Source organism: Flavobacterium sp. ZB4P23, from assembly GCF_003970375.1.
GTDB lineage: Bacteria > Bacteroidota > Bacteroidia > Flavobacteriales > Flavobacteriaceae > Flavobacterium.
The window spans coordinates 374,878-390,173 of the sequence record NZ_RYDK01000004.1 but is presented as its reverse complement, the minus strand read 5'-3'; the positions used below and the strand labels follow the sequence as shown (position 1 = coordinate 390,173).

14 protein-coding genes and 2 pseudogenes are annotated in these 15,296 nt (G+C 34.8%); 6 read left to right on the top strand and 10 right to left on the bottom strand.

Features of this window, described 5'->3' with window-relative positions; all coding sequences use genetic code 11:
• Positions 1–553: 553 nt before the first annotated feature.
• Positions 554–1,789 (bottom strand): ABC transporter permease, encoded by a 1,236-nt coding sequence (locus EKL99_RS09220; RefSeq protein ID WP_126457400.1) that lies wholly within the window; start codon positions 1,787–1,789, stop codon positions 554–556.
• 78 nt (positions 1,790–1,867) lie between these two features.
• Here EKL99_RS09220 and EKL99_RS09215 point away from each other — a divergent pair, with 78 nt between their 5' ends.
• Entirely contained in the window at positions 1,868–3,103 is a 1,236-nt protein-coding gene (locus tag EKL99_RS09215; protein WP_126457401.1) for an exo-beta-N-acetylmuramidase NamZ domain-containing protein, read from the top strand.
• A 74-nt stretch (positions 3,104–3,177) separates the two neighbouring features.
• Here EKL99_RS09215 and EKL99_RS09210 read toward each other — a convergent pair whose 3' ends face one another.
• Positions 3,178–3,672, bottom strand: coding sequence for a YkgJ family cysteine cluster protein (locus EKL99_RS09210; RefSeq protein ID WP_126453140.1), 495 nt, complete (start codon positions 3,670–3,672; stop codon positions 3,178–3,180).
• 74 nt (positions 3,673–3,746) lie between these two features.
• Here EKL99_RS09210 and EKL99_RS09205 point away from each other — a divergent pair, with 74 nt between their 5' ends.
• Both EKL99_RS09205 and EKL99_RS09200 read left to right on the top strand, forming a co-directional pair.
• Entirely contained in the window at positions 3,747–4,454 is a 708-nt protein-coding gene (locus EKL99_RS09205; protein WP_126576813.1) for a bifunctional 2-polyprenyl-6-hydroxyphenol methylase/3-demethylubiquinol 3-O-methyltransferase UbiG, read from the top strand.
• A gap of 22 nt (positions 4,455–4,476) precedes the next feature.
• The gene (locus EKL99_RS09200) at positions 4,477–5,019 is read left to right on the top strand and encodes a YfiT family bacillithiol transferase (protein ID WP_126576812.1); all 543 of its coding nucleotides are present in this window, start codon (positions 4,477–4,479) and stop codon (positions 5,017–5,019) included.
• Positions 5,020–5,204: 185 nt separating this feature from the next.
• On the opposite strand, the gene EKL99_RS09195 is transcribed toward EKL99_RS09200, so the two are convergent.
• From EKL99_RS09195 to EKL99_RS09160, 7 genes are all read right to left on the bottom strand, one after another.
• Complete coding sequence (locus EKL99_RS09195; RefSeq protein WP_126576811.1) at positions 5,205–5,837, bottom strand: 7-carboxy-7-deazaguanine synthase QueE; 633 nt, start codon at positions 5,835–5,837, stop codon at positions 5,205–5,207.
• Between the two features lie 210 nt (positions 5,838–6,047).
• The gene (locus EKL99_RS09190) at positions 6,048–7,754 is read right to left on the bottom strand and encodes a tetratricopeptide repeat protein (RefSeq protein WP_317125126.1); all 1,707 of its coding nucleotides are present in this window, start codon (positions 7,752–7,754) and stop codon (positions 6,048–6,050) included.
• Entirely contained in the window at positions 7,741–8,667 is a 927-nt protein-coding gene (locus EKL99_RS09185; protein ID WP_126457405.1) for a PstS family phosphate ABC transporter substrate-binding protein, read from the bottom strand. The genes EKL99_RS09190 and EKL99_RS09185 overlap by 14 nt, the downstream gene beginning before the upstream one ends.
• 230 nt (positions 8,668–8,897) lie before the next feature.
• Positions 8,898–9,695, bottom strand: coding sequence for an energy transducer TonB (locus tag EKL99_RS09175; protein WP_126457406.1), 798 nt, complete (start codon positions 9,693–9,695; stop codon positions 8,898–8,900).
• A gap of 41 nt (positions 9,696–9,736) precedes the next feature.
• Positions 9,737–10,285: a biopolymer transporter ExbD gene (locus EKL99_RS09170; protein WP_126453123.1), complete on the bottom strand. Its 549-nt coding sequence runs from the start codon at positions 10,283–10,285 to the stop codon at positions 9,737–9,739.
• A gap of 19 nt (positions 10,286–10,304) precedes the next feature.
• Positions 10,305–10,916 (bottom strand): biopolymer transporter ExbD, encoded by a 612-nt coding sequence (locus EKL99_RS09165; RefSeq protein WP_126457407.1) that lies wholly within the window; start codon positions 10,914–10,916, stop codon positions 10,305–10,307.
• Between the two features lie 47 nt (positions 10,917–10,963).
• The gene (locus EKL99_RS09160; protein WP_126453117.1) at positions 10,964–11,785 is read right to left on the bottom strand and encodes a MotA/TolQ/ExbB proton channel family protein; all 822 of its coding nucleotides are present in this window, start codon (positions 11,783–11,785) and stop codon (positions 10,964–10,966) included.
• 373 nt (positions 11,786–12,158) lie between these two features.
• On the opposite strand from EKL99_RS09160, the pseudogene EKL99_RS09155 reads away from it, so the two are divergent.
• From EKL99_RS09155 to EKL99_RS09150, 3 genes and pseudogenes are all read left to right on the top strand, one after another.
• A pseudogene (locus EKL99_RS09155) lies at positions 12,159–12,439 on the top strand (helicase HerA-like domain-containing protein); the annotation flags it as partial.
• A 6-nt stretch (positions 12,440–12,445) separates the two neighbouring features.
• Positions 12,446–12,613, top strand: a pseudogene (locus EKL99_RS14900) (cupin); the annotation flags it as partial.
• 42 nt (positions 12,614–12,655) lie between these two features.
• Positions 12,656–13,915, top strand: coding sequence for an NAD(P)/FAD-dependent oxidoreductase (locus tag EKL99_RS09150; protein ID WP_126576810.1), 1,260 nt, complete (start codon positions 12,656–12,658; stop codon positions 13,913–13,915).
• 32 nt (positions 13,916–13,947) lie between these two features.
• On the opposite strand, the gene EKL99_RS09145 is transcribed toward EKL99_RS09150, so the two are convergent.
• The gene (locus EKL99_RS09145) at positions 13,948–15,285 is read right to left on the bottom strand and encodes an NAD(P)/FAD-dependent oxidoreductase (protein WP_126457409.1); all 1,338 of its coding nucleotides are present in this window, start codon (positions 15,283–15,285) and stop codon (positions 13,948–13,950) included.
• Positions 15,286–15,296: the final 11 nt, after the last annotated feature.

Genomic DNA, 15,296 nt, shown 5'->3' with positions numbered 1-15,296 from the left:
AATCCCTTTTTTTTAAACTTTTCTTAACTTTTTCTTTAACTAGCTGATATCTCGTTTTTTGAAGATCAAAGTTTTTTAAATAATCCTAATTCTTAACTCCCCTTTTAATCCGTTTCAATCCTAAATCACCTTTTTATCTATCCTCACAAAGCTTTAATCTCCATTCCCTTTTTTTGAAACCTATCCAAATCACGCTTTATTACACTTTTTATGCGCTTCCTTCTTTTTCATTTACTGAAAATTAACGCCAACATACCCTATCCTAACAAAAGAGCACAACAGATTAAAAGGTTTTCTCCTATATAGTGTAAGGTCTAAATTCTACTATTGCTTTTATATCCTATATATAAGGTGTCATGAGAAACAACTAAATATTCTGGTTTCCAAATCTTCGCGTTAGGGATAGTAGTGGAAAGCCCGCAAGAAAGTGGAGTGAAACACAACTTTATGAGGACTTGTAGCGGATAGCCCGACCGTTTATAAAAAAGAGAGGCTACTATCGATATTGATAATAGTCTCTCTTTTTTATAAATGGGAACGCACTAATGATAATCTAATCGAAACGTATGGCTTTGACTGGAGAAATTTTAGTTATTATATAGGACGGAATTAATAATACAAAAAAACAAACGGTCACAGTAAGTAGGTTTAGCACTAGGATATATCCCCAATTTAAATAAACTGGTGCTTGGTTTACATAATAGTTTTCTGGATTCAACTGGATCACGCCAAATTGTTGCTGGAGTAACAATAGTGCTATTCCGATTAAGTTTCCCCAGAAAAGCCCTCTTACGATAAGATAGAAGGCATTATATAGAAATATTTTCCGGACGGACCAATTATTGGCTCCTAACGCTTTTAGGATTCCTATCATTTGGGTTCGTTCGAGAATTAATACTAATAGTGCAACCACCATGTTGATTGTGGCCACAAGAATCATGACAACTAATATAACGATGATATTAAAATCGAATAGCTGAAGCCATTCAAATATATAGCTGTATTTTTCTAGTATGGTTTTACTATCTAATGTAGAAGCTGTTTGTGCATAGACTTGTTCTCCGGTAGCTTCGATAGTATTAAAATCGTCAACAAAAACTTCGAAAGCACCAATTTGATCTGGAGTCCATTTATTGATACGCTGCATGTGACGAATATCTCCTATTATATAGGTTGCATCGAATTCCTGAAAACCGGAATTGAAGATTCCTGTAATTTTAAATCTCCGAATATTGGGCAACTGATTTTGATTTTCTTTGATGAAGAATGTATTGAACAGATCTCCTACTTTCAAATTCAACCTATTGGCAAGGAATTGAGACAATAACACTTCTTGATTCACATTTTTTGAATAATCAGGTAATTTGCCTGAAACCAGATACTCTTTTATATTATCCCATTTGTAATCATTCCCCACTCCCTTGAAAATAATTCCTTCGAAAGCGGTTTCGGTTCTAATAATTCCTGCTTTACTGGCAATGGCTTGAATATGCTCCACTTCAGGAACAGCAGTAAATTTTGGATAAAAATCTTGTTTTTTAGAAATTGGAACTACCGTGACTTCGGATTGATTGTTGTCATAATTGGAAATAACGATGTGTCCGTTGAAAGCCGCAACCTTCTCTCGGATTTTTTGTTGCAGTCCAATTCCTGTCGCTACCGAAATAATCATCATAATCATACCAATTGCAATTGCTGAAATAGCAATTTTTATAATTGGAGCAGATATGCTACTTTTATAATCTTTAGCAGTTATGAGTCTTTTGGCTATGAAATATTCTAAATTCAAAATTTATAGTTTGCAACAAAGATACATAAAGTTTTTTGCCACAGATTAAACAGATTTAAACAGATCAAAAATAGTACTATGAAATATTTTAGCTATACTTACCTCTTATTATTGACATTAGTTGTACAATCCTCTTGTGGAAGTTCTACAAAAAACAATCAGTATAGCAGCAGTACAGATAGCTTGCCAAAAATCCATTTCCAACCATTTTTTAGACCACATCAAATACCAATATTTAAAACGGGAGCCGATAATTACGAAAAATATATTTCTCTGTTAGAAAATAAAACAACAGGAATTGTAACCAATCAAACGGGAATTCTATCTGACAAAACCCATTTTGTTGATTTTTTACTTTCCAAAAATATCAATGTGCAAACTATTTTTGCTCCAGAACATGGTTTTCGTGGCACTGCTGATGCGGGAGAACATGTGGTTGATGGAAAAGATTCTAAAACCGGGCTGCCAATTATTTCTCTATACGGTGATAATAAAAAACCAAAACAAGAACACCTCGCTGGAATCGATATCATGATTTTCGACTTGCAAGATGTAGGCGCACGATTTTATACTTACATCTCCTCGTTACATTACATCATGGAAGCTTGCGCTGAAAACAACATTCCGCTTTTAGTTCTTGACAGACCAAATCCGAATGGAAGTATAGTCGACGGTCCAATTCTTGAACCAGAATTTACCAGTTTTGTAGGCATGCATCCAATTCCTTTGCTACATGGAATGACAATTGGCGAGTATGCTAAAATGATAAATGGAGAGAAATGGCTGAAAAATGGCATTCAATGCAAATTGACCGTTATTCCGTGTATTAATTACAACCGAAAAATGAATTATAGTTTACCTGTAAAACCGTCACCGAATCTTCCAAATGATCAAGCCGTGAATCTTTATGCAAGTTTGTGTCTGTTTGAAGGCACAAATGTAAGTGTGGGTCGTGGAACTGAAAAACAATTTCAGATTTATGGTTCTCCGTATCTACCAAAAAGTGATTTTAGTTTTATACCCAAACCAAATTTTGGCGCACAAAATCCAGTTTACAATGGCGTGAAATGTTATGGGGAAGATTTATCAACACATACAAAGGTCAGTAAACTAGAATTAAAATGGTTGATTCAAGCCTATCAAAGCACAACGGAAAAATCGAAATTCTTCAATCCTTTTTTTACCAAACTTGCAGGAACTAAAAAACTGCAACAGCAAATAGAAAATGGAATTTCCGAAAATGAAATCAGAAAAAGCTGGCAGAAAGGACTTATTGAGTTTAAAGCAATGAGAATGAAATATTTGATATACTAATTCTCACCCCCCTTCCGATCCCGAAGTTTCGGGACGGGACTCTACAAAGCAGAGGGAGACAAAATAGAAAATTTTTAAAGCGGCATTTTCTTTTTCATTTCCTCTACAATATTAAACGCTGCCGGGCATATCGCTACGTTTTTCAGGGTTAAGTCTGTAATTTGCTGGAATTTTTTTCGATCCGTATGCGGGAATTCTCTACACGCTTTTGGACGTACGTCATATATCATGCACGCATTTTCATTGTCGAGAAAAGTACAGGGTACACTTTGCAAAACATAATCTCGGTCTTCATCGATTTGAAGGTATTGCTGGATAAACTGTTGTGGCTTTTGGCGTAGGTATTTTGAAACACGCTCAATGTCGGCATCCGTAAATAAAGGTCCCGTAGTTTTACAACAATTAGCACACTTTAAACAATCCGTTTTCTTGAATTCAGCATCATGCAAATCTTGCATCACGTAATCCAAATTCTTTGGTGTCTTTTTTTTCAGCTTATCAAAATACTTTTTGTTTTCGATATGCTTATCTTTGGCTTCCTTAGGGAGATTGTTTAAAATATGTTTCAAATTTAAAGTTTAAAGTTGGAACCACAAAAGTAACAAACTTGAATCCTTTAACCTTAAACTTTAAACAAAAAAAGATGAAAGACCTTTTTGGCAAAGCCATACTTGATTTTCAAACCAATAATTCACCCGAAGATTTAATTACGGAAACTACAATATCTGAAGAAGATGAAATGAGCGTTGCCTACTTGTTTCGTTCTTATGATGAAATGCCCCAAATGGAACAAAAAGCGTTACAACTTGCCAAAGGTAAAATCCTGGATGTTGGCTGTGGCGCAGGAAGCCATAGTTTATCTTTGCAAAACGAACGCAATCTAGACGTAACCTCTATTGATATTTCAGCAAATGCTATTCAAGCGTGTACCCTTCGCGGACTTAAAAAAGCGAAAGTTCAGGATGTGCTGACATTAGAAAACGAGAAATACGACACCATACTCCTATTGATGAATGGTGCGGGAATGTGCGGTAAACTTAAAAACATCCCGAATTTCCTTTTAAAACTAAAATCATTATTGAATCCTGGCGGACAAATTCTATTAGACAGTTCTGATATAATTTATATGTTTGATGACGATGAAGATGGCGGAAAGTGGATTCCTTCCCAAAAGGAATATTATGGAGAAATCGTTTTTAATATCTCCTACAAAGGCGAGAAGGAAAAACCATTTGACTGGATGTTTATTGATTACAATACTTTACAAAATGCAGCATTAGATCACGGATTACATTGTGAGTTAATTCTTGAAGGCGAACATTTCGACTATTTAGCAAAACTTTCCATTTAGAAAACACATAAAGCTACTTAGTATGAGAAATTCAGCGGTGGAAAAATTACGTTATCCTATTGGGAAATTTATCAGACCCGAGATCTATTCAAGTGAATATCTCCATAATAAAATAAAAGAAATCGCAAGTTTTCCAGAACGATTGAAAAACGAAGTCATTCATTTGACAGAGGAACAACTCGAGACACCATACCGTCAGGATGGCTGGACGATTCGTCAAGTCATTCACCATTGCGCCGACAGTCACATGAATTGTTTCGTTAGAATTAAATGGACATTAACTGAAAATAAACCGCTAATAAAAGCGTATCACGAAGATTGTTGGGCAGAATTACATGATAATTTAACGATGCCCATTCAACCCACACTTTCATTTCTTGACGGATTGCATTTTCGTTTGGCATATATAATGAACAGTCTTTCTGAAGCAGATCTTGAAAAATCTTTTATACATCCCGAACATAATACCGTTATTCAATTGAAGGAAATAATTGGAACCTATGCTTGGCATGGAAACCACCACTTAGCGCATATTACCGAATTGAAAAAAGAAAAAGGCCGGTAGTATAAGGAGCTATTTCCAGCTATTCGCTATATCTTTTTTTCTCATTAAAAAAATGAGAAAAAAAGGATGTCGCTACTATCTGGGCTAGGAAATCTGCTAACAAGAAGTAAGCCTTCCGAAAATTAATCAGTATCTGTTTTAATTCAAAACCCCAAACAGCACTTGTTGTTTGAGGTTTTTAAGTATTAAGGAATATTCAAATATTTATGTGTTTGCAACGAAACACGCCATTTTGGGTTGTTCATTACATAATCAACAATTAACGGAGTCATTTCTTCTTTTTTACTCCATTCCGGTTGAAGAAATAAAATAGCATTCTCATTTACCTTATCAGCTTGCTCTTCGGCAAAAATAAAATCATGTTTATTGTAAATAATCACTTTTAATTCCTGTGCGTTATCATACACCGTTTGAGTTGGTAATTTGTTTTTCTTTGGCGACAAACAAATCCAATCCCAAGTTCCTGTAAGCGGATAAGCCCCAGAAGTTTCTATGTGCACTTTTCTATCACTATCTTTTAGCTTTTGTGTTAGCAAGCTCATGTCCCACATCAATGGTTCACCACCAGTAACCACAACAGTTTCTGAATATTTACTTGCATTGGCAACAATTTGATCAATATTAGTTGGCGGGTGTAGCGCCGCATTCCAGCTTTCTTTAACATCACACCAATGACAACCTACATCACATCCGCCAATTCTAATAAAGTACGCAGCTGTTCCGGTATGGTATCCTTCCCCTTGAATGGTGTAAAATTCTTCCATTAAAGGAAGCATTGCACCTTTATTAACTTCTAACTGTATTTCTTTTGATAACATTCTTTAATTTTAAAGTGCAAAGATAGTTAATTAGAAAAGGAGTCCATTTGCAAACACAGACTAAAATGATAAACTTTCAATAAGCCAAAAAAGGCGTGTATTAAACCGTTTTAAAATAATTAATCCAACTCTGAAGACAACGATCCTAAAATAGGAGCACAAAAAAACCGATAGCCAAAGACTATCGGTTTTTGATATTGAGACAAATTTTTATTGTTTCAAAATTTTTATTGATTCTGTTGCATAATTATTAGCAGGGTCTAATGCTAATGTTTTTTTGAAATATTCAATAGCTTTAGGCTTGTCTGTATTAGCAAAACTGGCTGCCATATTATTGTAACATTCAATAAACTTAGTTTTTACTGCAGGTTTTGCTATTTCCTCAGCACCTAATTCCATTGTTTTTAAAAGATAATCTTCATAATTTTTCACCATCAAGTCATCTTTTTCAAGTAATCTATTGGTTCTTGCTTTATACAAGTATGCTTCTAAATAAGTAGGAGAAGCAACTAATACTTTATCAAAAGCAGCATCTGCTTTTGATAAAGCAATTGCATCTACTTTTTCGCCTTCCTTTTTGTTAATATTGGCATAGTAATTCGCTAGACCAAAATAGACGTTGTCATCCAGATAATTAGTAGACTCAGGAGAACTGGCTCCAGATTCAAATACAGCTGCAGATTCTTTGTATAGTTTTTGAGAAAATAATTTTTTACCAATATCACTCAAATCTTGAACCGCTAATGGCTCCATTTCGATTGCTTTTTTAAGACCTTTCATTCCTGAATCAAAAGCAACGGAGTCTATAGCTAATCCATCTTCGCTAGTCCCTTTTTTTATTTTAGTCAAACCTAAATACAAATAATCTTTAGCGATTACTTTATTAGTTGGGGAAGCGATAAAACTTTCCAATGATTTCAATGCTAAATCAACATTTCCATTTTCATAAGCCGCATATCCTAAATAACGATAGATTCTTGGATTAACTTTGTCCAATTCGATCATTTTGTTAGCTTCCGCTTCCAGTGCAACATAATCCTCTATCAAGATTAGAAAATCAGCTCGACGCATTCTAGAGTTAATCGAGTAATCGGTTAAAGCCATATATTTATCGTAATAGCCAATTGCTTTTTTATAATTCACAGCCGCTTGAGAAGGTTTATTACGTGCAATTTTATAATAAGTCTCCGCTAATTCTCTATACACTGGTCCATAGTTAGGATTAATAGCAATAACCTCTTCATAAGCTTTTAAAGCTTCGTCATACGATTTTGCTCCTTTAAGCAAAACACCCAGTTGCATTTTTGCTCTTAGCAAAGAATTATCTGCTTGAAAAGCACTTCTATAAGCTACATAAGCTTCATTTTGTTTGCTATCACCATAGTAAGCATCACCAAGGGCAAGCTGTAACTGTGCATCATCTGCATTTTTTATGGCAGCGCGATTCAAAATAGCGATTGCATTTTTATAATCGGGCTTTTCAGCATTCATATAGGCTCTTGCTTGGTAAACGTACTCTGCAAAATCCTTTCTTTTCATGTCTTTGGTGGCCAATACAAATTTTGCTTGAGCTGCCGCAACATCATTGTTATCTAAATCCATTTGACCTAAGCCAATGTAATTCAAATTAGCTTCATCAGAAGCTGTTAATCCTTTTTGGAAATAAATTTTGGCGGAATCTTCTACATTTTGAGTAAGATATACATTCCCTAAAGTAAAAAAAGCAGCTCCATTAGATGGATTCTCCTTAATAATTGATTTTAAAATTGCCTTCGCACTTTCGAACTGTTCTGCATCGATCGCTTTTTTTGCTTGATCAATATCTTGCGCTTGACTTGCAAATGCCGATGCTAATAATGCAACACTAAACGTTTTTAATTTATTCATTTTCATTGTAGTTAATTTAATTTTTATCATTGTATATTTTTTTTCTAACCTGAATTAATCTACTCGGTGTTCGTACCGGCAGTAAACCAGATTTAAGTATTATCCGCTGTCCTCTTTCACCTGCTACAAAAGAGGCAAAACCCATTCCTAATCCAGAAGAACCCTGACAATTTATTATATACAAATCACGTGCCAAAGGATAGGTTCCCTCTGCAATATTATTTTGCGATGGCGGATAATATTGATTTCCAGTAGTACTTTTAACGCTAAGCACCTTAATTTTTTTTACAATATCTTTCATAATTCCAGAAGGTTGATAAAGCCAGTTTAGCCCCACTATTCCAATCATTCCTTCATTTTCAGACACATACTTTATTACCTCTTCATTGGTTTTAAAAGAAAAAATCCCCTTTTTCGGAAGTTCTGACACACCCGCTAATTCATTCATATAACGAACAGTACTGGAATTTGGATTATCAAAAACCAATCCCTTTATTGCCGTTTGAGACTTCCCTTGCAGAAAGGCTATAATGTCATTTAAAGCGACTAAGGTATCCTTAATTTTCTCATTTGCGATTAAAGCAATCCCATCAGTAGCGAAAGGAGTCACTTTTGGAATAATTTTTTTACCCTCAAAAATCTTATTTTCCTCAGCATTTAATTTTCTGGATAAAATGGCAATACTTAATGAATCATTTAGCAATGATCGGAGCACTTCTTTTTCAGATTTAGCATTCAACGTTATTTTTGCAGGATACACACTTTCAAAAACCGCTATCTGATCCTCAATCACAGGTTGTAATGTTTCATCAACTAGTATCGTTGTAGAACCTTTTAAAATAGTTTCTTTATTTTCCTTAGATCCTTCCGTTTTTTTACATGCAAAAAGAAATGCAAACAAAGAAAGAAAAATAAAATACGGAATTATAGCTGTTTTTTTCATGATCTAGTTGGTATTATTAATAAGTCGGATGAATCTAAAAAAAGAATATACAATAAGAAGCAAACCAAATGCTATTCTATATCCAGTATCCATTACTATGGGAAATTCTTTCATAAAGATAATAAATAAACCCAAAACCAGATAAACTAAAAAAAACATAATTCCTAAAACGAGAAGAAATCGCTCTTTGAGCGATTTCTTCTGAATATTAATACGTATGCTCTTTAACATTAATTTGCCGTTTGAATTGTAATTGGTAAAGAATACAGCACTCTGACTTTTTTACCATTTTGTTCACCCGGAGTCCATCTAGGAGACTTTTTCAAAACACGAATCGCCTCTTTCCCTGTACCATAACCAATATCTCTAATTACTTTAATATCGGTTAAAGAACCATCTTTCTCTACTACGAAAGTAACATATACTTTACCATTCAACCCGTCTTCTTCAGGAGTTTGATAATTATTACCCACATACTTGTAAAATTTCTCTATCCCACCTGGAAAATCAGGTTTAACCTCAATCCCAGCAGTGTTGTAAATTTGGTTATCTACTTCTTCTACTACCGCGGCAGTACCTGTACCTACAGGCTCTACAGTCAATACTGCATCTGGATCACCTTTTATGGTCACTGCACCTAATTTTTTGTCTTTAATTTCAACAATTTTGGGTGGTTCTTCTGTAACTTCTTCCGCTTTTGCTACAACAGGTTTCACAAATTTAACCTGATCCACTTTTGGAGGTGGAGGTGGTGGTGGCGGGATGTTTTCTTTAGGCTTTTCTTGCTTTGGCGGCAACTTTACTGCTGTAATTTTAATATCTCTATTTTCCTCTACATCAGATGTATCCGGAAGCAGACTAGCAATAAGAGGGGCACTAACGGCCAAACTAAAAAGAATACTTCCAACAATAAGCGCTCTCACTGAGGTCTTATTATTTTCTTTTCTTAGTTCATACGCTCCATAACTTTTATTTCGCCCTTCAAAAACGATATCCAGCCATTGGTTTTTAAATATATCTAATTTCATTTTTCTTAATTATTAGGTTATTAGGCTATTAGATTAAAATCTTATTTACCTTCTAACAATTTTGTTTCCTCAGGTGAAAAATCATTTACAATTGCATAAGTTGGAACGCCAACAATTGCCATTTCATCAAGTATATCAACTAAGTTACGATAATTAGATTTCTTACTTGGCTTGATGATCACAATAACTCCTTTGTCTTTGTTTCCAGTATGCTCCACTACTGATTTTTTTCTAGCCAATAATTCTTTACGAATTCCGTTTTTTCCATAGGCAATATCTTTTGGACCTGCAATTGGCGTAGCCAATAAACCCATGTAATATACCACCTTATTGTTCTCACCAAGCATAATTGTTAAAGTACGATTTTCATCTACTTTAATATCCTTATTTATTTTAGGATCGTCTTCTTTATCCGGCAACCCCAAATCCATTGATTGGGGTTTTGACAACGTAGTAGTCAGCATGAAAAATGTGATCAATAAGAATGCCAAATCCACCATAGCAGTTAAATCTACTTTTGAATTTTGTTTTTTACTTCTTACTTTACCACCTTTTCCGCCTCCACCGTCGCCGGTATTTAATTCAGCCATTGTAGTGTATGTTTTTTAATTAAAAATCTTCTCCTCTTAAACCAGTAACTAAATTAAAGCTATTGATTTTTTGATCTTGTAAAATATCCATCACCTTTTTAATTGCCTGATATTCTTCTTTTGCATCCCCTTTTATGGCTATTTGCAATTCTTTATCAGCAATTTCAATATTGGCAATACGAGCATTTTGTATCCAATCCGCTAATTGATTATCAAGTGAATCTTTTGGAATACCTGGTTGGTTTGCTTTTCCTCTGTCTGCAGCTTTCATCTCTATGATTTGCTTCAAACTTTGAATTGGCACACCAAAACCATCCATCAGTGCAAATTTATCAGCATCATCAGCTGAGAATTCAACACCATATTTTTGACCCATTAATTCTAACGTTTTTTTACGAACTTCTCTTCCTTTTAGATCAAAGAATACTTTTCCTTTTCCAATAGTAATTGTAGCCAAATCTGTCTCAGGCAATTTTGTCTGAACTGTAGAAGAAGGCGTGTCTACCGGCAATGCTTCTGGTACTTTAGCTGTAGCGGTCAAGATAAAGAACGTAAGCAAAAGAAACGCAACATCACACATCGCAGTCATGTCAATTGACGTTGACTTTTTTGACATTTTTAGTTTAGCCATTATCTTTTTTATATTTTATTTTGACGCACATGACGTCAAAAAAATTATTATTGTTTTAAGCTTCCTCTAAATCTTCTGTAAGTATTTACAATTGTAGTACCTGCTTCATCAATAGAATAGGTTAAATCATCAATTTTAGAAGTAAAGAAGTTATACGAAACGATTGCTAATACTGAAGTCGAAATTCCAGTTGCAGTGTTGATAAGTGCTTCAGAAATACCATTTGCAAGAGCCGCTTGATCAGGAGTACCTGCACTAGCTAATGCTCCAAACGCTTTAATCATCCCTGTTACCGTACCTAATAATCCTGCAAGAGTTCCTAAAGAAACCAAAGATGAAATAATAGTCATATTTTTCTCTAACATTGGCATTTCTAATGAAGTAGCCTCTTCGATTTCCTTGTGAATTGTTTCAGCAGCTTCTTCGCTATTGAATCCTTCTTTTTTAACATCTTGGTATTTGATCAAAGCTGATTTTATTGCATTTGCAACAGATCCTTTCTGTTTATCACACAAAGCGATAGCTCCATCAATATTCCCTTCTTTAATATCATCTTGTACTTTTTTCATAAACTGATCTAAGTTTCCTGATCCAGCTGCTTTTGAAATCACAAAATATCTTTCAAAAGAAAAAACAACAGTCATCAACAATAAACCCATCAAAACTGGTACAATTGGACCTCCTTTGTATACCATTGCCAAATAATTACCCGGTATTGGGTGTCCTGTATTTACTCCGCCTTCAAAATTGGCACCATCTCCCATTATAAAATTCCAAATCAACCATCCTACAAATACACATGCCACAATAATGATTCCTGAAATCATTCCTCCTCCGTTTGAACTCTTTTCTTTTTTAACGTTTGCCATTTTTTTTAATTTTAATAGTTTTAAATAATTTATTTTAGTTATAATAAACTTGTAGTGGAGCAAATTTATATTTTTAGTTCAAATAAAAAAACTTTTTTTAATTTTATTGTCATTAATTTTATTTCAAACAAACATTTAGCAATTTACTCATTGCATATATATCAAAATCTATAAGGAAATCATTCGTTTTACAAAAAAAAAAATACATTTTTAAGAAATATTAACATAAATTTTCAATAACCGTTTAAAAGCAGTCAAAAATATATTTTTTTATTATTAAGAGTAAAAAAGCAGGAAAACTGCATTATACCCCATAATTTCCTATTTTAGGATACTAATAGCAGCTTACAAATCCTTTTAATTCAAACTTATCATGACCAGAAAAGAAGATTTTATACAAGACATAACGCGTGGGTACCTTTCAAAAGGAGAGAGTATGACTTTGGAGGAGTACTATTAGGCGGAGAAGCTCTAGCAAATGCACCCATAAAAATTCCCTTAAAAACCTTAAACCGTCATGGGTTAATTGCCGGAGCTACTGGAACGGGGAAAACCAAAACGATCCAAGTTCTTTCATAACAACTATCCTCTTTTGGGATTCCTGTTTTAATGATGGACATAAAAGGCGATTTTAGTGGTATTGCTAAAGAAGGGAAATAAAAACAATTTATAATTGAAGGCGAGACCGTGGTTCTTACAGCAGGACAGTCCATAAAAATAGAGAAGAATACCCGTGTGCACTATTCCGATCCTTTTAATGAAGTCTGTGAATATTTAGCTATTTGCAAACCTTCATTTTCTTTAGAAAAAGTTAATAGAGCAGACTAACCCTTATATAATTTGTATCTTTATACTTTCCATAAAAAAAGTATGAAAGTTCAAAAAAAAATTATAATAGTTGGCGCTGGCTTTGCTGGATTGCGTTTGGCTCAAGATTTAGAAAATACAGATTTTGATGTTTTACTGATTGACAAAAACAACTACCATCAATTTCAACCCTTGATGTACCAGGTAGCCACAGCAAGGCTTGAACCTGCCAGTATCTCATTTCCGTTACGAAAAGTATTTCAGCATTCGAAAAATGTCCGCATTCGAATAGCTGATGTACTTCGTATTGATCCGGAGCACAAAATAGTACAAACCTCTATTGCTGATTTTGAGTACGACCATTTGATAATTGCCTTTGGATGCACGACTAATTATTTTGGAAATGCTGAAATAGAAAAATTTGCATTTCCCATGAAATCGGTGCCGGAAGCGATCCAACTTCGCAACCAAATTCTACAAACTTTTGAAGATGCCTTAATTGCTTCACCAGAAGAGCTACAATCGCTAATGAACTTTGTGATTGTTGGCGGAGGCCCTACCGGAGTAGAACTTGCAGGAGCTTTGGCAGAAATGAAAAAAAATATTTTGCCAAAAGATTATCCGGATAAAGATTTTTCGAAACTCACCATTTATATTCTTGAAGGATCTCCGAACGTATTGAACCCAATGAGTGAAGATTCCCAAAAAACGTCTCGTAAATATCTGGAGGAACTAGGTGTCATTGTAAAAACGGATACTATTGTAAGCCATTACAACGGTAAAACCGTAAGCCTGCAAAACGGAGACAGGATTGCATCCAGAAATGTGATCTGGGCAGCAGGAATTACAGGAAACACCCTGGAAGGCATTCCCAAAGAAAGTATTACCAGAGGAAATCGCTATCTTGTTGACCGATTTAATAAAATAGAAAACCTCGAAGACGTGTATGCCCTTGGTGATATTTCATTCATGGCTACTCCTAAATATCCCAATGGTCATCCGCAAGTAGCCAGTGTTGCTATAGAACAAGGAAAAGTATTAGCCACAAACTTCAAACTAAGTCTAAAAAACAAACCTCAAATCGAATACGAGTATCATGATAAGGGTTCTATGGCTACAGTAGGGAAACGAAAAGCGGTGGTCGATTTGCCAAAATTTAGTTTCCAAGGAAGATTGGCTTGGTTTACCTGGATGTTTATCCACCTTATGTTGATTTTGAGCGTCAAAAACAAACTTTCTATTTTTATCAATTGGACGTTCAGCTATTTCAATAATGACAGCACCTTACGAGTCCTACTGAAACCGGCAACAAAAGATAAATAACACCAAAAAGGACTTTGAATAGAGTCCTTTTTTTATTTTAACAATTCTAAAATGGTCTTTTCAACTACTTCTGAATCCCAGATTTCTTTGATATTTTCCATTTTTAAAATTTCTTCCATAATTGCATTTTGATAATCACCTATAGCCAACGCTTCTGTATAAGGCCGATCACTAAATGTTACACGACTGTATAGCGGAATCCATTTTTCAGGGTGCTTGTCTGAAAATGATTTTTCAATTTTCTTTTGCAAAAGGAAGTTTTCATCTGCAGTCTTAGAACTCATTTCTAAAAAATTTCGATAGGAAAGCTCTGCAATAGCATCGGCATTTTGTTTACGGGATTTTTGATATTCGGAAAAAATAGATTTCCAATCATCCCCGTACTTTTCAATCATTTCATACAGCACTGAAATATCTTCAAAACCGGCATTCATTCCTTGTCCGTAAAAAGGGACAATGGCATGACTCGCATCCCCAATCAAGGCAACCTTATCCTCATACGTCCAAGGAAAACACTTCATGGTTACTAATGTACTGGTTGGGTTCCGGAAAAAATCTTCCGCTAATTTTGGAATAACATCAACCGTATCCGGTAAATTTTTTTCAAAAAAAGCTTCTACTGACTTCCTGTCCTTTAAGGAATCAAAGGAATTTTCTCCTTCAAAGGGCATAAATAAAGTACAGGTAAAGCTTCCGTCTAAATTGGGCAAGGCAATCAACATATATTCTCCTCGTGGCCAGATATGAAACGAATTTTTATCCAATTTATGTGATCCATCCCCGTTTGCCGGAATATTTAATTCTTTATATCCAATAGGTAGAAATTCTTGCGAATAATCGAACATACTCTGGCGCTGCATGCGGTGACGAATTCTTGAAAAAGCACCATCAGCGCCAAAAACCATATCGTATTTTTTATCTTCCCATGCGCCTCTTTCGGTTTCGCCTATATGAAGCGTGGCATTTTCTAGAGTTACATCCCAAATTTTGTGCTCAAAAAAGAACTCTGCTCCTGCGGCTTCCGCCAAATCGATCATTTTTCGGTTTAAAATTCCTCTCGAAATTGAATCAATGGATTCGCCTTCCTGACCATAATTTTGAAAATTAAGCTTATCCACTAAATGAATTGCCCGTTTTTTCATGGGGATTGCGATCGCTCGAACAGCATCACCTACTCCAACTCCATCTAAGGCTTTCCAGCCGCGATTAGACATCGCTAAGTTGATAGAACGTCCTGAAAATTGTATCTTCCTGATATCTGGACTTCTATCGTAAATATGAACAGTATGACCTGCTTTACGAAGGTAAATAGCTAGTAAAGATCCGACTAGTCCAGAGCCTACAACTGCTATTTTTCGGGGAGTTTGCATTAATTTTTTAT

Bases quoted from the DNA above. Each gene is read 5' to 3' on its own strand.
- EKL99_RS09215 (WP_126457401.1), top strand. From the start codon at position 1,868: ATGAAATATTTTAGCTATACTTACCTCTTATTATTGACATTAGTTGTA.
- EKL99_RS09205 (WP_126576813.1), top strand. From the start codon at position 3,747: ATGAAAGACCTTTTTGGCAAAGCCATACTTGATTTTCAAACCAATAAT.
- EKL99_RS09200 (WP_126576812.1), top strand. From the start codon at position 4,477: ATGAGAAATTCAGCGGTGGAAAAATTACGTTATCCTATTGGGAAATTT.
- EKL99_RS09195 (WP_126576811.1), bottom strand. From the start codon at position 5,837: ATGTTATCAAAAGAAATACAGTTAGAAGTTAATAAAGGTGCAATGCTT.
- EKL99_RS09190 (WP_317125126.1), bottom strand. From the start codon at position 7,754: ATGATAAAAATTAAATTAACTACAATGAAAATGAATAAATTAAAAACG.
- EKL99_RS09185 (WP_126457405.1), bottom strand. From the start codon at position 8,667: ATGAAAAAAACAGCTATAATTCCGTATTTTATTTTTCTTTCTTTGTTT.
- EKL99_RS09175 (WP_126457406.1), bottom strand. From the start codon at position 9,695: ATGAAATTAGATATATTTAAAAACCAATGGCTGGATATCGTTTTTGAA.
- EKL99_RS09170 (WP_126453123.1), bottom strand. From the start codon at position 10,285: ATGGCTGAATTAAATACCGGCGACGGTGGAGGCGGAAAAGGTGGTAAA.
- EKL99_RS09165 (WP_126457407.1), bottom strand. From the start codon at position 10,916: ATGGCTAAACTAAAAATGTCAAAAAAGTCAACGTCAATTGACATGACT.
- EKL99_RS09160 (WP_126453117.1), bottom strand. From the start codon at position 11,785: ATGGCAAACGTTAAAAAAGAAAAGAGTTCAAACGGAGGAGGAATGATT.
- EKL99_RS09150 (WP_126576810.1), top strand. From the start codon at position 12,656: ATGAAAGTTCAAAAAAAAATTATAATAGTTGGCGCTGGCTTTGCTGGA.
- EKL99_RS09145 (WP_126457409.1), bottom strand. From the start codon at position 15,285: ATGCAAACTCCCCGAAAAATAGCAGTTGTAGGCTCTGGACTAGTCGGA.